The 23336-nt window shown below is 36.6% G+C and carries 19 protein-coding genes; 17 read left to right on the top strand and 2 right to left on the bottom strand.

Going from position 1 to position 23336, the window contains the following annotated elements:
• The first annotated feature begins 238 nt into the window (after window positions 1-238).
• The 8 genes from D9780_RS10650 to tkt all read left to right on the top strand — a co-directional run bounded on the left by D9780_RS10650 (window position 239) and on the right by tkt (window position 11182).
• Window positions 239-796 (top strand): glycerol-3-phosphate acyltransferase, encoded by a 558-nt coding sequence (locus tag D9780_RS10650; RefSeq protein ID WP_240458663.1) that lies wholly within the window; start codon window positions 239-241, stop codon window positions 794-796.
• Window positions 796-2418 carry a GNAT family N-acetyltransferase gene (locus tag D9780_RS10645; protein WP_121640069.1) on the top strand — a complete coding sequence of 541 codons (1623 nt, stop codon included), beginning with the start codon at window positions 796-798 and terminating at the stop codon, window positions 2416-2418. Before D9780_RS10650 ends, D9780_RS10645 begins: the two co-directional genes overlap by 1 nt.
• Window positions 2406-4253 carry an LTA synthase family protein gene (locus tag D9780_RS10640; RefSeq protein ID WP_121640068.1) on the top strand — a complete coding sequence of 616 codons (1848 nt, stop codon included), beginning with the start codon at window positions 2406-2408 and terminating at the stop codon, window positions 4251-4253. The genes D9780_RS10645 and D9780_RS10640 overlap by 13 nt, the downstream gene beginning before the upstream one ends.
• A 261-nt stretch (window positions 4254-4514) precedes the next feature.
• Complete coding sequence (locus tag D9780_RS10635) at window positions 4515-5054, top strand: NADPH-dependent FMN reductase (protein WP_073007251.1); 540 nt, start codon at window positions 4515-4517, stop codon at window positions 5052-5054.
• Between the two features lie 378 nt (window positions 5055-5432).
• The gene (locus tag D9780_RS10630; protein ID WP_121640067.1) at window positions 5433-7460 is read left to right on the top strand and encodes a BglG family transcription antiterminator; all 2028 of its coding nucleotides are present in this window, start codon (window positions 5433-5435) and stop codon (window positions 7458-7460) included.
• 16 nt (window positions 7461-7476) lie between these two features.
• Window positions 7477-7758 carry a PTS sugar transporter subunit IIB gene (locus D9780_RS10625; protein WP_073007245.1) on the top strand — a complete coding sequence of 94 codons (282 nt, stop codon included), beginning with the start codon at window positions 7477-7479 and terminating at the stop codon, window positions 7756-7758.
• Window positions 7759-7779: 21 nt separating this feature from the next.
• Entirely contained in the window at window positions 7780-9138 is a 1359-nt protein-coding gene (locus tag D9780_RS10620; RefSeq protein ID WP_073007243.1) for a PTS ascorbate transporter subunit IIC, read from the top strand.
• Window positions 9139-9181: 43 nt separating this feature from the next.
• Window positions 9182-11182 carry a transketolase gene (gene tkt / locus D9780_RS10615; RefSeq protein ID WP_121640066.1) on the top strand — a complete coding sequence of 667 codons (2001 nt, stop codon included), beginning with the start codon at window positions 9182-9184 and terminating at the stop codon, window positions 11180-11182.
• Between the two features lie 154 nt (window positions 11183-11336).
• On the opposite strand, the gene D9780_RS10610 is transcribed toward tkt, so the two are convergent.
• On the bottom strand, window positions 11337-11963 hold the full coding sequence (locus D9780_RS10610; protein ID WP_116278980.1) for a metal-dependent hydrolase: 627 nt from the start codon (window positions 11961-11963) through the stop codon (window positions 11337-11339).
• A gap of 472 nt (window positions 11964-12435) precedes the next feature.
• Between D9780_RS10610 and D9780_RS10605 the strand changes: the two genes are divergently transcribed.
• Window positions 12436-13032, top strand: a complete 597-nt coding sequence (locus tag D9780_RS10605; RefSeq protein WP_116278981.1) for a lysophospholipid acyltransferase family protein — start codon at window positions 12436-12438, stop codon at window positions 13030-13032.
• Between the two features lie 251 nt (window positions 13033-13283).
• Window positions 13284-14639, top strand: a complete 1356-nt coding sequence (locus D9780_RS10600) for an MFS transporter (RefSeq protein WP_162985841.1) — start codon at window positions 13284-13286, stop codon at window positions 14637-14639.
• A 12-nt stretch (window positions 14640-14651) separates the two neighbouring features.
• Here D9780_RS10600 and D9780_RS10595 read toward each other — a convergent pair whose 3' ends face one another.
• Window positions 14652-15536 (bottom strand): LysR family transcriptional regulator, encoded by an 885-nt coding sequence (locus D9780_RS10595; protein WP_121640064.1) that lies wholly within the window; start codon window positions 15534-15536, stop codon window positions 14652-14654.
• Window positions 15537-15858: 322 nt separating this feature from the next.
• Here D9780_RS10595 and hpaB point away from each other — a divergent pair, with 322 nt between their 5' ends.
• The 7 genes from hpaB to D9780_RS10560 all read left to right on the top strand — a co-directional run bounded on the left by hpaB (window position 15859) and on the right by D9780_RS10560 (window position 23336).
• The gene (gene hpaB, locus D9780_RS10590) at window positions 15859-17310 is read left to right on the top strand and encodes a 4-hydroxyphenylacetate 3-monooxygenase, oxygenase component (RefSeq protein ID WP_116278985.1); all 1452 of its coding nucleotides are present in this window, start codon (window positions 15859-15861) and stop codon (window positions 17308-17310) included.
• A 153-nt stretch (window positions 17311-17463) separates the two neighbouring features.
• Window positions 17464-17940, top strand: coding sequence for a flavin reductase family protein (locus D9780_RS10585; RefSeq protein WP_116278986.1), 477 nt, complete (start codon window positions 17464-17466; stop codon window positions 17938-17940).
• 100 nt (window positions 17941-18040) lie between these two features.
• On the top strand, window positions 18041-19513 hold the full coding sequence (gene hpaE, locus D9780_RS10580; protein WP_121641473.1) for a 5-carboxymethyl-2-hydroxymuconate semialdehyde dehydrogenase: 1473 nt from the start codon (window positions 18041-18043) through the stop codon (window positions 19511-19513).
• A gap of 16 nt (window positions 19514-19529) precedes the next feature.
• The gene (gene hpaD / locus D9780_RS10575; protein WP_116279006.1) at window positions 19530-20510 is read left to right on the top strand and encodes a 3,4-dihydroxyphenylacetate 2,3-dioxygenase; all 981 of its coding nucleotides are present in this window, start codon (window positions 19530-19532) and stop codon (window positions 20508-20510) included.
• A 255-nt stretch (window positions 20511-20765) separates the two neighbouring features.
• The gene (gene hpaI / locus D9780_RS10570; RefSeq protein WP_240458662.1) at window positions 20766-21686 is read left to right on the top strand and encodes a 2,4-dihydroxyhept-2-ene-1,7-dioic acid aldolase; all 921 of its coding nucleotides are present in this window, start codon (window positions 20766-20768) and stop codon (window positions 21684-21686) included.
• Between the two features lie 100 nt (window positions 21687-21786).
• Window positions 21787-22569 (top strand): fumarylacetoacetate hydrolase family protein, encoded by a 783-nt coding sequence (locus tag D9780_RS10565; RefSeq protein WP_240458661.1) that lies wholly within the window; start codon window positions 21787-21789, stop codon window positions 22567-22569.
• Window positions 22566-23336: a fumarylacetoacetate hydrolase family protein gene (locus tag D9780_RS10560; protein ID WP_116278988.1), complete on the top strand. Its 771-nt coding sequence runs from the start codon at window positions 22566-22568 to the stop codon at window positions 23334-23336. Before D9780_RS10565 ends, D9780_RS10560 begins: the two co-directional genes overlap by 4 nt.

Raw genomic sequence — 23336 nt, 5'->3', positions numbered from 1 at the left:
ATTGAAACGCATCTTAACGGGTGCTTTTCTTTTTACATTAAAGGAAAGCATACGTTTTTTTGGTTTATCACATAAAAAATACGAAGCATTCCCCCATTATGACTTGGCTAAGCCAATTTTTTCTAACACTTTATGGTAAATTCATACTGGTTTTATTTGAGAATAATTTTTGGAAAGCTAAAATTTTTTGGATTATAATGTTAGAATATAAAGAGAATCGGAATATGTTCGATGTGGGGTGAAGCCACTGGAAAAAGTAATTTGGATTTTGGTTGCCTATGTATTTGGCTGTTTAAATGGCGCTTATTATGTTGGTAAACTATTTTATCAACAAGATATTAGAGAATTAGGTAGTACGAATGCTGGAGCTAGAAATGCGGGGAGGGTCTTTAGTCGTTCTGCGTTTATTGTTACAGTAATCATAGATGCATGGAAGGTAATTATTCCGTTATGGATAGCTATCAGCTTTTGGGAAATGGATACGATTATATTAGGGTGTATGGCTATTGCCCTTCTCCTAGGTCATTTATGGCCAGTACAACTAGGTTTTCGTGGAGGAAAGGGAGTAGTTGTATACTTAGCTACAGCACTTATGTTAGCACCTATCCCTTTAGTTGTTTGTGGTTTTATCATCTTGGTAGGGTATCAGCTTCATAAAAATCTTACGTTAATAGCGATGATTGGGTTTAGTAGTATCCCGTTAAACTTGTTCATTTTCTTTAGAAATATCGAGTTGACAGTAGTTTATTTTATAATGCTGTCTGTTGTTGTAATTATGCATAGAAATGGGGACTAATGGTGAAAGAATCATACTTTGTAATTTATAAGATAGCAGACTTAGAAGAAGAGTTAGAGCAAATCTATCGTTTAAACTATGAAACGTTTGTTGAAGAGATTCCACAGCATGAAAAGAACAGCGACCATAGATTAGTAGACCGTTTTGACGATAAGAATACATATGTTATTGCTAAACGAGGCAAGGAAGTAATTGGCATGATTTCGGTTCATAATCAAAGACCTTTTTCGCTTGACCAGAAATTAGATAATGTGGATGATTATTTACCTGCATCTGCAACCCCTTGTGAAATACGTCTATTAGCTATAAAAAAGCAGTATCGAGGAGGGCGTATCTTTTATGGTCTCTGTGAAACGTTAGTAGACTATTGTTTGGAAAAAGGGTTTAATATGGCGGTTATTTCTGGAACATTAAGGCAAACCAAGCTCTATAAGCATTTAGGGTTTAAAGCGTTTGGACCATTAGTTGGAACAGAAGAAGCCCCGTATCAACCCATGTATTTAACGAAGAAAAACTTTGAGCGTGCCTCTAAATTATTTGAACGAATGTTGCGAAAAGAAGCACGGCAAGAGAATTATAATTTTCTACCAGGTCCTGTAGAGGTTTCTGATGCTGTAAAAAAAGCATGGAGCGATAAAGCAATATCTCATCGTGCGAAGGATGTACATAAAGTGATGGAAGAGGTACAGCAACAATTATGTGATGTAACCAATGCTAATTATGTAGAAATTGCAGTAGGGACAGGTACACTTGCAAATGATATGATCGCTGCTCAATTAACAACACTTCCAGGTGCAGGGTTAATTCTGTCAAATGGCGAATTTGGAGAACGTTTAATGGATCAAGCTGTTAGATTTGGCCTTTCTTTCCAAAGCATTTCTAAGTCGTGGAGTGCACCGATTACTTTAGAAGAAATAAAACGAACATTGGTGGAGCATCCAGAAATAGAATGGCTATGGACTGTCCATTGCGAGACATCAACAGGCTATGTTTATCCATTGGAAGATTTAAAGCAGCTATGTAACAAATATGGTGTCCGTTTATGTATAGATGCTTGTAGTACGGTTGGTGTTCTACCGCTTCATTTAGAGTCCGTTTATTTAGCAAGCACGGTAAGTGGAAAAGGTATCGGTTCATACCCGGGATTAGCTATTGTGTTTCATCACGAGAAGCTTTTTCCACAAAATTCAATACCTAGTTATTTAGACCTTGGTAGGTATCAAACAAGCGGTAGTATTCCGTTTACGCATTCATCCAATAGTTTGTTTGCCATGCAAGCTGCTTTACAGCAGTTTTGTCCAGATAAAACAAAGCTATTTCGAGATATAAGCAATGCCTTTCAAAGCGTCGGCATGCAAGTGCTTACTGGAGAAAATTATTCTCCGGGCATTGTGACGGTTTGTCTACCTCCTGAAATTCGTTCACGTCAGTTTGGTGATGTGTTAAAACAAAAAGGGGTTCAAGTTAGTTATGAAAGCAGTTATTTACTAAACCATAACTGGTTTCAAGTGGCTATTATGGGACAACAACAAGCCTCGCATATCATGAAAGGCATAGAGATTATTGTTGAGGTATATCAACAGTTTGCTAGGGAGAAGGAGATTCATTCATGCGAAAATTAACTCTGTTGATCGAAAGAAATGTATTGATGACGCTGATTATCTTATTATGGTTAAAATCAGTCATTATTTCTTTTACTACTTTTCAACTACCGCTTTATTCTTGGTTTGATATCATGGTCGTTTTTATCAACCCGATTGGCATTATTATGATCATGTTTGGGATTAGTTTCTTGTGGAGAAAACGTTTGTCTCCACTTATGCTATTTATCATTTATCTATTATTGTTAGGCTTATTGTATGCAAATGTGCTATATTATCGGTTTTATATTGATTTTGTTACCGTTTCTGTTTTACTACAATTGAACAATGTAGGAGGTTTAGGACCTAGCACGGTTGAACTCTTTTCCCCGCTTGATACGTTGTTATTTGTGGATGTTGCAGTTATTGGGTATGTTATTTTTAAAATGAACAGAAAGAAAAACCATCCAGTAGTACCTAATAAGAAAAGATATGCTTTTACTGGTGTGGGGTTGCTTGTCTTTACTTTGGCCATTGCGCTCATTCAAAATCCGTTTCTTTTACAAACAGATTACGATCGTGAAGAACTAGTGAAGTCATTAGGTTTATATAATTATCAGCTGATAAATATAGCAAATGGTGTTAAATCTCCCGTAATGAAAGCTTTTGCAGATGAGGCAGATGTAAAAGAAGTACAATCGTATATCCAAGGTAAGGAAGAAAAGGATTCGTTTCAGGAATTTGGAATAGCGGAAGGAAAGAATGTTGTTTTTATTAGTTTAGAGTCTACACAGAATTTTGTGGTTAACCAAAAAGTGAATGGCAAAGAAATAACCCCATTTTTAAATGAGCTGATTCAAGACAGTTTTTATTTTAACAATATATACGACCAAGCAGCGCAAGGAAAAACATCCGACGCTGAATTTATGATTAATACTGGCTTATATCCTTTACCAAGTGGATCTGTATTTGTACGCAGACCGAACAATGAATTTCAATCTTTACCGCATATCTTGCGAGAAGCAAATGGCTATACGGCTGCTGCTTTTCATGGAAATGATGCTTCTTTTTGGAATAGAGACGATATGTATCAATCGTTAGGGTTTGATAGATTTTTCTCGAAAAAAGATTATCATGTGACAGAAGAAAATTCGGTTAATTATGGGTTAAAAGATATTCCCTTTTTTGAACAATCAATGGAAAAATTACTTCATTTATCTGAACCTTATATGGCAAGTTTCCTTACGTTAACGAATCATTTTCCATTTTTATTAGAAGAAGAGGATCAATCTATTTCACCTGCGAATACATCTGTAGGTGTTGTTAATCGATATGTAACAACTGTTCGGTATGAGGATGAAGCATTAAAACGTTTTTTTGAATTAGTAAAGGAAAAAGACATGTATGAAGATACAGTGTTTGTTATCTATGGAGATCATTATGGTATTTCCCAAAAATATGAAGCTGGCGTTTATGAATTACTTGGGCAAGAGGATACGGAAATGAGCCACCTTGAGCTACAAAAGGTGCCAGTAATTATCCATGTACCAGGACAAGAAGGAAAAAAGATAGAAACAGTGGGAGGAACGATTGATATTCATGCAACTGTTTCTGAATTAATGGGTGTACGAGATAAGGAGCAAATAAATTTTAGTCGCAATCTATTTACGAGAGATAATGAAGCCCCTGTTGTGTTTCGTGATGGAAGCATCGTCACAGGTAAATATGCTTATGTAAATGGTCGTTGTTATGATAAGCACAAGCAACAGGTTGTCAAATCAAATACATGTACTGATTATTTAGAAACGGCGAGAAATGAATTATATGCTTCGGATCAAATTATCCTTGGTGATCTATTTCGCTTTATCGGAAAATAACCTTGAAGGAGAGGCTCTTTTGATGAAGCAGAATGAAGCAAAAAATTTGCTATTATATCTACGGTAAGCTATTCTTTGTGCATACTTATTACACTTATATCACTGAAATAATTGTTTAGAATTTTTAGATAGGTGTGCACGTAAGCATCGGTTGCATAGTCCCAGTCGTATTTCGATTGAGCTTGTAACTGTTTATTCATAATGTTATTTTCAACTTGAACTTATATTAACTATCCATAGATAAAGCAGGAGGGGACAGCTGTGAAACTTGTTGGAATAGCCGGCTCGTTAGTCGGTGAAAAAACGTCGCAAGTAGTACATGACGTTTTACGTGTAGCCAAACGTGTCGATAAACAAATAGAAATCGAATTAATCGACTTGAAAGAATATGATGTAGAGTTTGTTAAGGGGTCACCTTTAGCCTACTATAATAAAGACACATGGTATGTAGTAAATACGATTTTAGCAGCAGATATGATTGTTTTTGGTTCACCTATCTATCAAGCATCTATTTCAGGCGCGTTGAAAAATTTGCTCGACCATTTTCCAATCGACGCCTTCAAATCAAAAGTTACCGGAATTGTAACTACTGCTGGATCGGATAAGCACTTTCTCGTATCCGAATATCAATTAAAGCCAATACTTGCTTATTTGAAAGGAATCATACCTCGTTATAGTGTTTTTGTTAACAATGATTGTTTTAATGATGATAATGAGATTATTGACCAAGATGTACAAGAAAGGATAAACAAGCTCGCTCAGGAAATGATTACAATTAAAAAACGTACGTATAGCATTTAAATAAATGTAAGCAAAAATAAATAGATCTATCACTTATTTTTAAGTAAAGCGGATCTCTGTAACTCCATATAGTCATAGCCGAACAGTTAAAATAAAATTGTTCGGCTATTTGCATTTGAGGAAAGTATATGATGGAGGTTTACAGTTTTCGTTTTTAAGATTTTATGAAAAAAAGAATAGATTTCGCTCTTCTATGTGAAGATGCCTTTATACAAAAATGAACATAATTAATCTGTGTAGCTTGCTGCGACAACAGTTTTCATAAGATTTCATAAAAAGAGCACAATAGAACATAGCAACAGGCTACATAGTTTGGGCTGAAACACTGTTGAATCAACATTGTAAGCGCATTACAATAAAGTTAAAGGAGGGGCAAAGTTGTTTGATCAAAGGTCTTTTAAACTGTTTGAAGAAATTATTACGCATGATGAGATTACTGTTTCTCAACTCATACGAAAATTAGATGTTTCAGAACGGCAATTTAACTATGATTTGGAAAAAGTGAATAACACTTTAAAAAGTATGAAGTTAGAGCCAATTAAACTGCATGATCAACAATTTGTCGTTGATGCTAAAGTGAAGGATTTACTTCAAGCTGGTGCTCCTTTGGATATTTCTATGCATCACATTGTTTTATCAGAAGAGGAACGTATTTATTTACTCTATTTATACACGTTTATTCGCAAAGAACCTGTTTCCAATTATCATTATCAGCAATTGCTTTACGTAAGTAAGAATACAGCGCTAAGTGATGTGAAAAAAGCAAAAAAGTTGTGTCAAAAAAAAGGGGTTATCCTTCAATATTCAAGGAAAGATGGCTACCACTTAACTGGTACAGAAATGGAAAAAAGAAGGTTAGCAAGCTTTTGTATCAATTACTTGCTCACAAAGTCACTAGGAAAAGAGATGTTAGTACTCGTATTAAAATCGTGGAAACAGGAAGACTACTATGTGAATACGCAGTTAACGGTAAATGATGTGTTAAAAGCAAAGCAAATTCATTTAGTGAAGGATAGAAAAGCCGAAGTTATTTTTCATTTGACGTTTATAAGAGTCCGAACTGCAAACATCGAGCCATTGTTTTCTCAAGAAGAGAAACAGTTATTGCGTTCACAACGCTTGTTTGGGCTGGTAGAAGAGTTGGCACGACGATTATTTAAAAATAATCAATTAGAAGAACAATATTATTTGACCTTGCAATTATTAATTGCCTTACAGGAAGTGAAATTAGAAGAAAATCCATATTTAAGCAGACTGACCATGCAAATCATTGAAGCATTTGAAAAAAACACCTTGCTTCCGATTGATAATAAAACGTTCTTACAAAAAAGCTTGTATAACCACCTCGTTCCAGCTTTCTATCGAATTATATTTGAAATACCGCTTGTGAACCCTTTAACATCACAAATTAAACAAAAGTATGTGGAATTGTTTCAATTTGTCAAACGCTCGCTCGCTCCTTTATCTGATTGGACAAAAAAGCCAATTAGTGATGAGGAAATAGGTTATTTTACGCTTCATTTTGGCGGTTATCTTGAAAAAAATAGAAATAGGAATAAAACAGAAATTCATGGATTAATTGTTTGTTCTAACGGCGTTAGTTCTTCCATTATGTTGCGTGCACAGTTAAAGGAGATGTTTCCAAACATTCATTTTTCCAGAGTGCACACAGCTGAACAAGTGAGCTTACTTCCAACGTCTAGTTATGATCTGATCTTTACTACAGTAGATGTGGATTCGCCCAAGCCGATATTTACAGTGAAACCATTGCTTTCAAAAATAGAAAAAAATTATTTAATTGAATCCGTAATGAATCAATTCCCTATTTTCAATAATTACGATTTTTCGATGGATCAAATAATGGAAGTTATAGCAAAACATACAGAAATTAAAGATGAGAAACGGTTATTTTCAGACCTTGTTGATCTCATACATCTAAGTCATACCGATATAGGAGGGTATAAACCAATGCTTTCAGAATTACTTACCGAAGAAATGATTCAGTTTACAGATGAGCCTTTGAGCTGGAAAGAAGCGATAGAAATGGCTGCACAACCATTACTTGCAGCTCATAAAATTAGACCAGAATATATTGAGGCGATGAATAAAAAAGTCGAAGAAGTAGGAACTTATATTCATATAGGTAAAGGAATTGCTATTCCTCATGCACGACCAGAGGAAGGCGTAGTCCATTTAGGGATGTCATTTTTAAGAACAAACACACCAGTTAAATTGCTAGGAAAGGATGACCATCAAATTGATGTCTTTATTTGTTTAGCAGCGGTTGATAATGAGGCGCACTTAAAAGCATTATCTCATTTAACAAAGTTGCTGTCAGATAACGGAACACTACAAGCTTTAAAAGCAGCGCAAACAGCGCAAGAGGTCATGGAAATTATTAAATAAAAAGGAGATGGAAAAAATGAAATTTTTAGCAGTATGTGGGTCAGGATTAGGAACAAGTTTTATGGTGGAAATGAATATTCAACAAATTTTACAAGAGATAGGTGTCACGGGTGTTGAAGTGTCGCATTCTGATTTAAGTTCAGCAACACCTGGAGACGCAGATGTATTCTTTTTAGCAAAAGATATTGCTGAGGGAGGCGCCCATTTAGGTGAAGTAATCGTGTTAGATAATATTATAGATATGGATGAGTTGAGGGACAAGGTAACAAAAGTAGTAAAAGAAAAAAATCTAATTTAATACGAGGAAAGGATGACTACCATGAATGAATTCTTAAGTGTCTTAGTCGATATTTTAAGTCAGCCAGCCATTTTAGTTGCTGCCATTGCGCTAATTGGATTATTAGCGCAAAGAAAAAATTTGTCAGAAATCATGAAAGGCGCTATTAAAACATTCGTTGGGTTTATTGTTATTGCTTCGGGAGCTGGAATACTAGAACAAGGCCTTTCTCCATTTGGTGCTATGTTCCAAGAAGCATTTAATGTGTCAGGAGTAGTACCAAATAATGAGGCCATCGTTGCATTGGCGTTGAATGAATATGGGACAAATACAGCACTCATTATGTTTTTTGGAATGATTGTTAACGTTCTCATTGCCAGATTTACAAGATATAAATATATCTTCTTAACTGGACATCACACACTCTATATGGCTTGTATGCTTGCCGTAATAATGGCTGTAGCAGGGTTTGATACGATACCATTAATCGCTGCAGGTGCGGTTGCGTTAGGTATTATTATGACGCTATCTCCAGCTATTTTACAACCATTTATGCGACAGCTTACTGGTAATGATAATGTAGCTTTAGGACATTTTAGTGCGGTAGGGTATGCTATTAGCGGATTAACTGGAAAATTATTCAAAAAAAGCAAAGAGCATTCCACAGAGAATATTGATTTTCCAAAAGGACTTGGATTTTTACGCGATAGTACGGTAAGTATTGCTTTAACCATGATTGTTATGTATATCATTGTTGCGCTCTTTGCGGGCTCCACATTTATTGAAGCGGAACTTAGTGATGGTACAAACTACCTCGTGTTTTCTTTGATGAAAGGTGGTAGTTTTGCGGCTGGGGTGTTCATTATACTATCAGGTGTTCGTCTCGTGCTAGCAGAGATTATTCCAGCATTTAAAGGGATTTCTACGAAGATTGTTCCAAATGCAAAACCAGCTCTTGATGTTCCGATTATTTATACGTATGCACCGAACGCTGTTTTAATTGGTTTTTTCAGTAGTTTTATTGGCGGGATATTCAGTATGGGAATTATGTTTGTTTTAGGTACAACCATTATTCTTCCTGGTGTTGTGCCACACTTTTTCACAGGTGCAGCAGCTGGTGTTTTAGGTAATGCAACAGGTGGTATAAAAGGTTCTGTTGCCGGTTCGTTTGTAAACGGAATTATTATTTCGTTTTTACCAATATTTTTACTTCCAGTCCTAGGAGAGCTAGGTTTTGCCAATACAACCTTCTCTGATGCTGACTTTGGAGTATCCGGTATATTCTTTGGAACATTAGCAAATTATGCAGGCCCAATTGCAATCGTTATTAGCTTAATTGTCATTCTAGGGTTAATGCTTATTCCTTTTGGTAAGAAAAAAGAAGCAACAAAAAACGTTTAAATAGGAAAATAATACAAGAAAAAATGAACTGGAGGAGTCATCTATGACGAAATCAGGAAACAACATTGAAAACTTATCTATCAATACCATTCGTACCCTAACGATTGATGCGGTAGAACGTGCGCAACATGGTCATCCAGGTATGCCAATGGGAGCAGCGCCAATGGCATACAGCCTATGGAAACGCATCATGAATATGAATCCTAAAAACCCTGAATGGTTCAATCGAGATCGCTTTGTTTTATCGGCAGGTCACGGTTCTATGCTACATTACTGCTTATTACATCTAGCGGGTTACGATCTATCTTTAGATGAGTTGAAAAACTTCAGACAATTAGGTAGTAAAACAGCAGGACATCCAGAATTTGGGGTAACGCCAGGAGTGGAAATTACTACAGGACCACTTGGGCAAGGAATACCAGCTACTGTTGGTTTAGCTTTAGCTGAGAGGCATTTAGCTGAAACTTTTAATCGGGAAGGCTATCCAATTGTTGACCATTACACATATACCATTTGTGGTGATGGCGACTTAATGGAAGGTATTTCTTATGAAGCAGCATCTTTAGCAGGACATTTAAAGTTAGGTCGTTTAATTGTTTTATATGACTCTAATGACATTAGTTTAGATGGTGAACTAGCGTTATCGTTCTCAGAAGATATCAAACAGCGGTTTGAATCTTGCCATTGGCAATACCTTTATATTGAAGATGGAAATGATATAGAAGCAATTGAACAAGCAATTAAAGAAGCGAAAGCGGATGAAGACCGCCCAACAATTATCGAAATTAAAACAAAAATCGGCTATGGTGCTCCTACTATTGAAGGTAAAAGTGATGCACACAGTGATCCAATTGGTGTTGAAGAGATTAAACGTGCAAAAGCGTTTTATAAATGGAACTATGAAGAAGATTTCCATGTACCTGAAGAAGTATACGAAGATTTTCGTAGTATTTTAGAGAATGGAAGCAAAAAAGAGGAGCAATGGAATAAATTATTTAAGCAGTATGAAGAAGCGTATCCAGAGCTTGCTGTTGAATTAAAGCGATTAATCGCTGGTGATTTACCAAAAAACTGGGAAGATGATTTGCCTGTTTACAAAGAAGGAGAGGCAGTTGCGACACGTGCTTCCGCAAGTCAAGTGCAGCAAGCTTTAGCAGAGCACTTTACAGAACTAGTTGGGGGATCCGCAGATTTAAATGCTTCAACGAAAACAAGGTTACAATCATTTCCTGATTTAACATCACAAAATTATGCTGGTAGAAATATTTCATTTGGTGTTCGAGAATTTGCTATGGGTGCTATCGCAAACGGAATGGCACGTCATTATTTAAGACCATTTGTCAGTACATTCTTTGTATTTTCGGATTATTTACGACCAGCTATTCGACTGTCCGCTTTGATGGAGCAACCGGTAACCTTTGTGTTTACCCATGATAGTGTGGCGGTTGGACAAGATGGGCCAACTCACCAACCGGTTGAGCATTTAGCCTCTTTTCGAGCGATGCCTCATATTACCGTATTAAGACCTTCAGATGCGAATGAAACGAAAGAAGCTTGGAAAATTGCCGTAACACAAAAGGATCGTCCAACCATTCTCGTACTGGGGCGTCAAGCCGTCCCAACTTTAAGACAGACAGGGGAAAAGGCAGTAACAGGTGTTCCAAAAGGAGCTTATGTTATATCGGAGGCTGAAAAAACAGCAGAAGGAATTTTAATTGCTGCAGGATCAGAGGTTCACCTCGCTTTGAAGGCTCAGGCAAAGCTTGCTGAAGAAGATATCCATGTGAATGTTGTCAGTATGCCATCTTGGGATCTATTTGATAAACAGTCACCAGAATACAAAGAAAGTGTATTACCTTCGCATTTACAAACACGCTTATCCATTGAAATGGGTTCTAAGGTTGGTTGGAAGGAATATACAGGATGTAATGGTGCAGTAATGAGCATTGATTCATTTGGCGTTTCTGGACCAGGAGACCAAGTGATTGATAAATTTGGATTTACTGTAGAAAACGTCGTAGCCAACTTTAAAAACTTATTATAAACAAATGGTTCCATGGGGATACTTTTAAGATACGAGTATCCCCTACTTCTTTTTAAACAAATTTCATTTCGTTCTATCAAAAAATTAGTTCAATATACCATAAGTTGGATTTTAGGAGCTTTCATTATTTTAGTCTTACGTATAAGCGAAGGAGTTAAAACTCCTTATTCCAAAATGGTAAGAACAGTTTCACACCACGTTTATTAAAGGGTAAAAATTTACTATCAGCAATGATATGTGTTATATAGCCAATGAGACATGAATAATATACTCCTTTGATTTGAAGTGATTGATCTAAGTAATAGGCAATAAATCCAAAAAACAAAAGACCGACAATGGAATGTGTATAACTTCTATGTGCAACGAAAGAAGCAATAATAACATAAATTCCTAATAATAGCAGCCACTGTTCTTGCAATGCAACTCCACCAATAATAACACCTAATCCGGTTATGGTAAGCATATGTTTTTGTTTAAGGCGAATAGAGATGGAAAGCAAAGCAAATCCACTCCCAGCTCCAATCCATTGCTTGCTACCTACTCCTTCATAAAAGCTGTAAATAATAAGTAAAACACCGATAACCTGAGCAATTGTTCGAAACAGTTTATGCGATAGGGTAATCTTACCTCGTAATTTCCCATCAATATCTAAGTCTGGAATTAATGCTGAAATGGTCCCAAGACTAACAAGTAAAGCTGTTTCTGTAGGAGGGCTTTGTAAGTTATTTGCAATTATAAAGCCAGTTACCGTTCCGATTGCTGCGTGAGTTGTACCATTCATAAATATAAACCTCCTTCTAAGTTGTTTCGGAAAGTACTGAAATGCTTCTTGATGATAATTCGGCTACTAAAATGCACTTTTACCATTGTACACCAAAATGTATGTTCTGTTTAGTAGAATAGTTGATAACTGTTATAAAAATCTATTGGCATACAATTTTTTACGTATATATGTTCTACAAAAGATGGGTATGTAATATGTAGTGAGGGAAGCACGAAAATTACGCCTCCTTTTTTAAGCTATAGAAAAGCATGAAGTATTTAGGCTTGACGGCTGCCATAACCGAAAGAAGTGAAATTTCTTTATATAGTTTGGCATAATAAATTAGGAGAGAAGAAAGGGATTAATGCGAATGGATGATCTAAATATTTGTATGCTGTTAGAGTGAAAAAAGAAAAAAATTAGTACCAGATATTAAAACTATGTGTTAAAATAAACGCATACTATTGGTAGCAAGAAGGAGACGACTTTTATGTACTATTTTTGTACTTATGCATTAAAAATAATTCTCAGTTTGTTTGGCAGAATAAAGATTTATCAAAAGGAAAATACAGAAATATCTGGTGGTTTTGTTATCGCTTGTACCCATTCAGGGTGGGTAGATATTTTATGGCTGGGCGTTAGTATGTTACCTAAACAAATTCATTATATGGCTAAGAAAGAGTTGTTTCAGTCGACATTTTTGAAATGGCTAATGGAACAGTTGCATGCTTTTCCTGTTGATCGGGAAAATCCAGGACCAAGCGCAATAAAAACCCCAAGAAAACTATTGAAAAACGGTGAAATCGTCGGTGTATTTCCAAGTGGTACAAGAACAAGTGAAGAAGTGCCATTAAAACGAGGGGCGGTTACGATGGCTGGGTATGCGAAAACGCCGATTTTACCAGTAGCTTATCAAGGTCCCAATAATTTCACTGATCTTTTCAAACGGGTGAAGCCTAAAATTATTTTTGGACAACCTATCTATATGCCTGAAAATTTGCCGCTTAAACAAGGCATGGAAGTGATGATGGAACAGTTGGAAAAATCCTTACATGATTTGCAAACGCAACTTAGAGAAATAGAATAAGTTACGTTTAAGGTTAAATTCACGCATAAAGTGAACCTATTATCCGCGAGCCTTTTATCCCTACACTGATTGTTATCCTCAAGGTATGATCTCGAAAGGCTTCTTTACGAAAAAGGGGATGTAGGTGCTGTTATCTTCCAGTTCTTGAAGCGGGGCGCATACAGCACCTTTTATCCAGCATAAAAAATAGAGCCAAAGACTACTTCTGAATTCTCATAGTTAAAGGCTTTATACATATGAATGGTGGTTTGATGAAGAAATTAAACAAAAAGCGTTGGCTGTTTATTATTACAATTGGATTAGGAACATTACTAAATCCTTTAAATTCATCGATGATATCTGTTGCAGTTACACGTATGCAGGCAGATTTTGCTTTAACTTTTATCCATGCATCATGGTTAATTTCTATTTTTTATTTAGCAAGCGCAGCTGGACAGCCAGTAATGGGGAAATTAAGTGATATGTTTGGAGCTAAACGATTATTTTTAACAGGGTTGACGCTTGTAGCTTTTGCATCTTTACTGGCCCCGTTTTCTCCTAATTTTCCAATTTTATTAGCTTGTCGTGCATTGCAGGCGATTGGTAGCTCAACTTTATTCCCGAGTGGGATGAGCATGATACGAACGCACATTACAGAAGGACAAGGGCGGGCGCTGGCGATTTTATCCATCTTCGCTTCTACATCGGCAGCTTTTGGTCCTTCTATTGGTGGTTTTTTTATTCATTCTTGGGATTGGCAAGCTATTTTTATTATCAACTTTCCATTTATTATTGTGTCATTTGTATTAGCTATGTTTATTTTACCTGCTAAAAATGAAAAAGTAGAGATAAAACAGATAGATTTGTTAGGAATTTGTTTGTTTATTTTATCAATAACAAGCTTTATTTTGTTCTTGCTTTCGTTGGAGGAAGGAAATATCCGTTGGTGGACACTGTTCATTTGTATTGCAACTGCTGTGTTGTTTTACCGTTTTGAAGCTAAGCACCATGCCCCGTTTATGGATGTAAATAGGTTAAGAAAAGATACAAAAGAAACATTTGTGTATGTGCAATTTACGGGCATTAACCTGATATATTATTGTTATTTTTTTGGTTTTCCTATTTTTATGCAGCAAGCTCTAGCGTATAACGAAGCAAAAACGGGCGTTTTGATGCTTGCACTTGCAGGTTTTGGCGTTATCATTGCACCATTAGCAGGAAGTTTAATTGATAAGGTAGGTTCGAAATTACCTACTTTAATTGGAATTGGTTTACTCGTTATTGGAACCGGTTTATTGTTAACGTATCATGAAAGCTCGCCCATTGGTTGGTTACTTATCATTATGAGTGTTTTAGGCGCTAGTAATGGCTTTAACAATATATCAATGCAGACAGCGCTATATGAAAATGTAAGGCCTGAGAATACAGGGCAAGCTTCTGGTTTATTTCAAACGAGCAGATATATGGGAGCAATCTTATCCTCTAGTTTGCTAGGTGTAACGTTAAATGATCAGGTGAACCATGAAACATTACATTTGCTTGCGATTATTTGTTTTGTGTTTTCCGTTTTTGTATTTTTTATGACGTTAAAACTTCCAGGGAAATTAATGAGTAAAGCCAGTTCATAGTTCTTCCTCATTTCATTTATCACCTGTAAATAGTTCAATAAAACGTTTGGCGCTTTTTGGTAAGTAGCGATTTTTTAGCCAAATGATCGCTGAGTGAGAAGAGAAGGAATGATCTTTAATAGGTAGTTGTTTCAAACCACGTAATGTATGATTTTGTAGCGTCAATTCTGGAATGATAGTTGCTCCTACCTGTTCACTTACTAATTGCAAGATCATGTCCACATCTGGACACTCACAAATAATTTTTGGTGATAAACGGTGGTTTTCAAATTGCTCAAGAATTAACTCATATTGCCCTTGTCCTTGGATGCGGTGTAAGAGTAGTAATGGCAACTCACTTAATTTTTTCATGGTAATGGCTTTGGCGGTTGAAGTAGTAGACCAACTTTCCGGTATGACAGCTATGTAGTTTTCACTAGGAAGAGATTGTTTAGCAAAAAGGCTCATATCAAGAGGTAAGCGAACAACTGCTAGATCAATGGATCGCTGGATCAGTTCTTCTGCAAGCAAGTAAGAATCACCTTCTTTGAGCTGAAAATGAACATTCGGATATTTCCTATGAAAATATTTAAGCTTTTTTGGTATTTGCGGAAAGCATGTTTTTACACAACCAATGGATAGTATTCCTTTTATACCTGCTGCTGTATCTTTCACCTCTATGCAGGTCTCTTCCACATACTCAAACAGGTGAATTGTTTTTTGGTATAAAATATTACCTGCCTCTGTTAATTCCATTTTCCTGCCATTACGCTCCATTAATTTGACGCCTAAGTCGGTTTCTAAAGCTTTTAAGCTTTGACTTAAGGGTGGCTGAGCTATATGCAATTTTTTTGCTGCACGTGTGATTTGTCCTTCTCTGGCAATCGTTTGAAAATATCTTAATTGTCTTAAATCCAATTTTAGCACTCCTTGTATACTATATTTAGGCGTTATTATTCGCCCATTATTTTTACCATGTTATTTGTTTTGCTCCTCAAAATTGTTTGCGTGCTTGATCCTCCTCACTCGTAAAAAAGCGCCAAGATTGTGCTGCGATTAATTTAAATACAGAAGATCATGTATGTCTTATGAAGCTTTGGTATATAAATTTTATATAGTTTGTTAATGAAATAGATAATATGAATATAGCAGAAATAATGCTATTATTCTAATTAAAAGAATTATTCAGAAATGTGCACCAGAAGAAAATGTAAGCGTTTATTATTAGAGGAGGGAAAATATGCCAGCTAAAACAGGACAACAGTATATTCAACGTTTAAAGGAAGCAAATAATAATGTGTATATCCAGGGAGAAAGGGTTCAAGATGTAACAGAGCATCGTCTCTTTAAAAATGTCACCCAAACGATGGCAAAGCTATATGATCTCCAATATGAAAAGCCAGAGAAAATGCTCTATACATCACCAACAACAGGCGATCAAGTAAGTAAAACATTTATGGTGCCGACAACGATAGATGAATTAATGGAGCGTAGAGAGGCCATTATGGAATGGCAAAGTTTTACAAAAGGGTTAATGGGGAGGTCACCTGACTATTTAAATGCGGATGTCATGGCAATGGGGCAGGCAAGTGAATTTTATGCTGAAGGAGATCCGATGTTCGCTGAAAACGCTAGAAATTATGCAGCGTTTGCTCGGGAAAATGATATTAGCTTGACGCATACATTAATTCATCCTCAAGTAAACCGGGCAAAAATACAAGCAAAGCAAAAAGACGCAAATGTAGCATTACATGTTGTAGAGAAAAACGATGATGGAGTCGTAGTTGATGGAATTCGCTTGCTAGCAACCCAAGGAGCAATCACGGATGAAATTTTAGTTTTTCCTTCAACAGTTAAAAAATCAGGTGAGTTGGATGACCCTTACTCCTTAGCCTTTGCAATCCCAAATAATACGCCAGGTCTAAAATATTTAAGCCGTGAAGCTTTTGTCTATAGTGATAATTCATACGATCACCCGTTAAGCCAACAGTTTGAGGAAGGGGATACAATCGTTGCTTTTGATCATGTATTAGTACCATGGGACCGTATTTTTGTGCTGGAGAATTCATCCATTTGTAACCGGGCATTTGGTGAAACGAATGCTGTCGTTCATATGACGCATCAAGTAGTCATAAAAGATATTGCAAAAACAGAATTTTTACTTGGTGTTGTGCTGACATTAATGGATTCTATCGGTATTGATGGCTTTCAGCACGTGAAAGATAAAGGGACAGAAATTATGCTTACATTAGAAACGATGAAGTCACATTTATTCCGTGCAGAACATAATGCTAAGCTCGATAAATGGGGAATGATGACACCGGACTTTGCGGCGCTTGATGCAGCTAGAAATTGGTTCCCGCGTGTATATCCACGGATGGCAGAAATCATTCGAATTTTGGGAGCATCTGGAATGATGGGGATTCCAACACAGGCTGACTTTGAAAATGAGGAGATTGGACCTATTCTTCACCGTGCGATGCAAGGGAAAAATGTCCAAGGATATGAGCGTGTACAGATCTTTCGCTTAGCGTGGGACTTAACAATGAGTGCGTTTGGAAGCAGGCAGACCCATTATGAATATTATTTCTTTGGTGACCCAATTAAGATGGGAATGGCTTATTTTGATAAGTATGATAAACAAACTTATAAAGCGCAAGTGAGCGATTTTTTACACTATAGGAAAGCATAAAAGTCTATAGGTTTATAGTATAAGAAAAACTACGCCATTCGCCATAAGACTTGGCGACAAGCTAAGTTTTTCTAAAGTAGTCAAAAAATAATAAATTAGAAATTTAAAGCAAGGAAAAAGAAAGCTTCAATAACATAAAGGGGGTTAAATCTTATGGATAGTAGAGCTTTCCGAAATGCAATGGGGCGCTTCGCAACTGGAGTTACTGTCATTACAACTAAAATAGGAGAAGAGATCCATGGTATGACAGCAAACGCATTTATGTCCGTTTCCTTAGAGCCGAAATTAATTACAGTATCGATAGATAATCGAGCGAACATGTTAACAAAACTGCATAAATCTAATAAGTTTGCAGTTAATGTTCTAACAGATACGCAACAAGATATATCCATGCATTTTGCCAATCAAGCTAAAAGATGCGAGGAAATACCATTTAAAATCCTTCATTGTGTCCCAATTATTCAAGATGCGCTTGTTTCCGTTGTTTGTGAAGTGGAGCAGGATTTTGAAGTAGGGGATCATACCCTTTTTATTGGTAAAGTAATAGCAATGGAGTCTAATCAAGGCAGTCCGTTAACTTTTTATAAGGGACAGTATGGCAAATATGAGCCTGCAGAATACGTAAATTAATCTGTCTTTAAAAATTATATAGTACAGATATATTATATTCGGAATGTTTACAAAGGGGCGGATAAGCATGACAAATCAAATAACAGAACAACATTTTGAAATGAAGCAACAAGTGAAGGATGTTCCACATTATATTAATGGAAAATTTGTTTCTGCAGTTCAGGAGGAAGTCTTTGAAAATATTAGTCCATTTACCAATCAAACGATCAATCAAGTAGCGTCAGGGAATAAAGCGGATATAGATCTAGCTGTAAATGCTGCTAAAAAAGCATTTTACGGTGAGTGGGGGCAGTTAAAAATAAAGGAAAGGCTGGCTTATATTTATAAAATTGCCGAAGTCATCGATGAACATATTGACGAAATTGCGCCACTCGAGTCATTTGATACGGGGTTGCCAATAAGTCAGACAAAAAAAATGGTAAGTAGAGCAGCATATAATTTTCGTTTTTATGCAGAAATGGTTGCAACAAGGATGGTTGGAGAAGCATATCAAGTAGACGATGAATTTTTAAATTACACCATTCATAAGCCTGTTGGAGTAGCTGGTTTAATTACACCTTGGAATGCACCATTTATGTTAGAAACTTGGAAGCTTGCACCTGCACTTGCTACTGGAAATACTGTCGTGTTAAAACCAGCAGAATGGTCACCGTTAACAGCGAATCGTTTAGCGGAAATTATAGATAAAGTAGGGTTGCCAGATGGTGTGTTTAATGTTGTTCATGGTTATGGAGAAACAGCTGGAGCCGCACTGGTGTCACATCCTGATGTGTCTTTAATCTCATTCACTGGAGAAACAACAACAGGTTCAGAAATTATGAAAAATGGAGCGGATAGCTTGAAGCGTTTTTCGATGGAACTTGGTGGCAAGTCACCGATTATAGTGTTTGAAGATGCAGATGTAGAAAGAGCGTTAGATGCATGTACATGGGGAATTTTCTCTTTCAATGGGGAGCGTTGTACAGCTAATTCACGTCTCTATGTACATGAAAGTATCGCTTCCACCTTTATTGAACAGTTAAAAGAACGAATTTTCAATATAAAAGTTGGAGATCCGCTTAATGAAAATACACAAGTAGGACCGTTAATTCATAAAGAACATTATGAAAATGTGCGGAGTTATTTGGATTTAGCAAAAGAAGAAGGTTGTGAAGTAATAAGTGGCCATGCACCAAGGAATAGTGAGGGAAACTATGTTCCGCCGACTTTAATTCTCCATGCGAAAAATGATATGCGTATCGTTCAGGAAGAAATTTTTGGCCCTGTCATAGCAGCAATGACATTCACGGATGAAGCGGAAGTAATTCATTTAGCTAATGATGTCCGCTACGGGCTTGCAGGTTATGTGTGGACAAAAGATATACAACGTGGGCATCGGGTTGCTCAAGCCATTGATTCAGGAATGTTATGGGTTAATGCTCAAAATGTAAGGGATTTAAGGACGCCATTTGGAGGATCTAAGCATAGTGGTATAGGTCGTGAAGGTGGGCATTACGCATTTGATTTTTATACAGAAACGCAAATTATTCATATTGCATTGAAAGATCACTATATTCCACAATTTGGCAAATAAAGGAGGCTTGATGAAGGTGAATTTTAATATTATACGTGCCGGTCGTGCTGTCTTACATGTTACCGATATAGAAAAATCGCGTTTATTTTACGAAAAACTTGGATTTGTCGTCACGGATACTGATAATGAAAATTTGTTTCTTCGTGGTTTAGAAGAGCATAATCATCATAGCTTATGGTTAAAACAGAAACAAGAGCCAGCTGTGGAAGTAATTAGTTACAAAGTGACCTCAGAAAAAGATATAGATGAACTTGAAAGTTTTTTTAGGCGTCAAGGAAGAGAAGTAAAGCGGATCAAAGCAGGAGAACAGCCTGCTGTTGGTCAAACAATTCGTGTGCAGGATATAACAGGTATTCCAATAGAATTTTATGCACAAATGGAGACAGTGGAGCGACTCTTACAACGGTATGATTTGCACACAGGTGCAAAAGTTCAACGAATTGATCATTTTAACTGTATGGTGCGCGATGTGGAAACAGCTTACCACTATTATTTGCACAAACTAGATTTTGCCTGTTCAGAGTACACAGTAGGGGAACATCAAAAAATATGGGCAGCTTGGCTTCATCGTAAGCCTTCTGTTCATGACGTTGCGTTTATGAATGGAGTAGGCCCCCGTTTACATCATATTGGATTTTGGTTAAAAGATCCTATGAGCCTCATTGATGGATGTGATGTGCTAGCAGCGGCAGGATATAGCACCAATATAGAAAGAGGACCTGGTCGCCATGGGCTTTCGAACGCTTTTTTCCTATACGTGAGAGATCCAGATGGACACCGAATCGAACTATATAATGGTGATTATTTAACGAGTGACCCTGATTTCAAACCTATAAAATGGGATTTGGATGATCCAATGCGGCAAACCTTTTGGGGACATGAAGCTCCAGACAGTTGGTTTGATGAAGCTTCAGACGTTTTAGATATACAAACCGGTCAAAAAATAGCATTACAGCAGCCTAAACTGAAAAAAAGTAAGCCACAATTTATCATGTAGCATGAAGAAAGTGTGCAAGAATTTCATTAGCATCTCATCTCATTATATTTCGTCTTGATTCTTTTCGTTTATTCTCCATGTAAGGGGAGAAGCTGTAAGTCTCCTAATACAAGCGTATTGTAATCAGATGCTAGATGGTCCCCCTAATTATGAAATGGTTTAGGTCATACGCTTGCCATCTGTGGTGATTATTTATAAAAGATGTATGTTATTCATTTGGAATAGATGTGAAAATAATAGGAAGGGATGATTCATTTGGTTAAAAACTATGAGAATATAAAACAACGATTAAGAGGGTCTGTTACTCCGTTAATTACGCCTTTTAAAGCAAATTATGAAGTAGATTTTGAAAAACAAACAGAATTAATTGACTATCAACTTCAAAATGGAACACATGCTATTTCTGTTACGGGAACTTCGGGAGAACCAAGCTCGCTTACTTTAGAAGAACGTGTTTACGTAATGGAAAATGCCCACAAAGCCATTCGTGGAAGAGTGCCATTTGCTCCTGGAACAGGTTCTACAAATCATGAAGAAACGATGTACCTAACGAAAAAAGCTCAAGAGATTGGTGCGGATGCTGCTATGGTCATTGTTCCGTACTATAATAAACCAAATCAGCACGCTTTATTCAAGCATTTTAAAACCGTAGCTGATGTAGTAGACATACCGATTATTGTCTATAATATACCAGGTCGGACAGCTGTCAATATGGAAGTGGAAACATTAGCTAGATTAAGGGAAGAATGTCCTAATATTATTGGTGTTAAGGAATCGAATAAAGATTTTGAGCATGTAAATCGTGTATTGCTTCATTGTGGAAGAGATTTTATGCTGTTTTCAGGTATTGAACTGCTTTGTTATCCTATGCTTGCAATTGGTGGAGCAGGATCAATTAGTGCAACGTCGAATGTCGAGCCGAAAAAAGTAGCTGATATGCATAATGCCTGGGCAGAAGGTGATGTTGAACAGGCGCAGAATTTGCACTTTGAACTAATGAAGTTAAATGATGTTTTATTTAAAGATACGAATCCTGCTCCCGTTAAAGCAGCGCTTGGCATGATGGGGAAAATTGAACCAGTATTACGTTTGCCAATGGATGTTCCCTCTGAGAAATTACAGAACGAAATATATGAAACCTTAATGGATTATGGAAAGGTGTTGCAGCAAACGTAGGCTTCTTCATTTTAAATATATTTGAAAATAACAACTTTTTTCGAATCCTGCTTACGTTATGATGTCATTTTAATGCAACGAGTGAGGAAGGGTGAAAATAGTGCAGACAATTTATCTGAAGTTGTCAGGAGTAGGACCTTTACAAGAAGGTAGATTGGATTTAAGGAAGCAAACGATTATGATAGGGAACACCACCTATAAAGCAGATCAGATACCATTGGAAATTCCTGTAAACGGAACTGTATACGGGACATTATTAAACTACCATGGTGCCTATGAGCAATTAAAGCCAGCTATGAATGAAGCACCCTATGAAAAGCCACCTAAGGCACCAATTCTCTATATAAAACCGATGAATACATTTGCTGCAACAGCATCTTCTATTCCTTGTCCTGAAAGTGCGGTGGAAATAGGTGCAGCATTAGGGATTGTGATTGCAAAAACGGCAAAGAAAGTATCGGAAGCTAACGCGCTAGATTATATTAAAGGATATACAATTGCCAATGATGTTAGCATTCCGCATGATAGTGTTTATCGTCCAGCGGTAAAGGAAAAAGCACGAGATGGCTTTTGTCCAATTGGGCCATGGATTATGGATAAAACCGCAGTAGATAATCCTAATAACTTAGAGGTTCGTGTTCTCGTTAATGGAGTAGTTAAACAGCGTAGTAATACAAATCAATTGATTCGATCCGTAGAAAAATTGCTTTGTGATGTTACTGAGTTTATGACACTTGCAAAAGGAGATGTATTATTAGTAGGTATACCTGAGAATCCTCCACGAGTAAAAGCAAATGAACGCGTACAAATAGAAATTGAAAAGGTAGGTACACTTGAAAATACAATAGTAACGGAATCACTACCTGCAGGAGGAAGAATATGAAGTATGCACGGGTAGCATTTGAAGGAAGTATACAAGAAGCCATTGTGACAGAGAATAATATTCAACTACTTGATGGTCAGCTAGTCAAGGAAAATGAAGTAGTTTGGTTACCTCCTGTACAGCCGAATACAATTTTTACATTAGGATTAAATTATGCGGATCATGCGAAAGAACTATCATTTTCAGCAGTTCAAAAGGAACCGTTAGTCTTTTTTAAAGGCCCAAACACTTTAATTGGTCATAATGGAAAGACTGTTCGCCCAAATGATGTGACGTTTATGCATTATGAATGTGAATTAGTAGTAGTAATAGGTAAACAAGGAAAAAATATAAAGCAAGAAGAGGCTTATGACTATGTAAGAGGCTATACTGTAGCAAATGATTATGCCTTTCGAGATTACTTAGAAAATTATTATCGCCCAAACCTACGTGTGAAAAACCGTGATGCTGCAACACCGATTGGTCCTTGGCTTGTTGACAAAGAAGACGTAAAGGATCCGATGAACTTAACTTTACGAACGTTTGTTAATGGAAAACAAACACAACAAGGTTGGACAGGAGATATGCTTCTAAGCATACAAGAACTCATTGAATATTTGAGTAGTTTTATGACGTTATATCCAGGAGATATTATCTTAACAGGTACACCAAAAGGGTCCATTGATACAGTAGTGGGAGATGAGGTTATCACGGAAATTGAAGGGATTGGGCGTTTAATGAATACGATTATAAGTGAAGAAGCGTTAACAAACTTTAAAAACGAGTAG

Origin of the sequence: Virgibacillus sp. Bac330, from assembly GCF_003667845.1 — a bacterium.
Classification (GTDB): domain Bacteria; phylum Bacillota; class Bacilli; order Bacillales; family Amphibacillaceae; genus Virgibacillus; species Virgibacillus chiguensis.
This window is presented reverse-complemented; position numbering and strand designations above follow the sequence as displayed.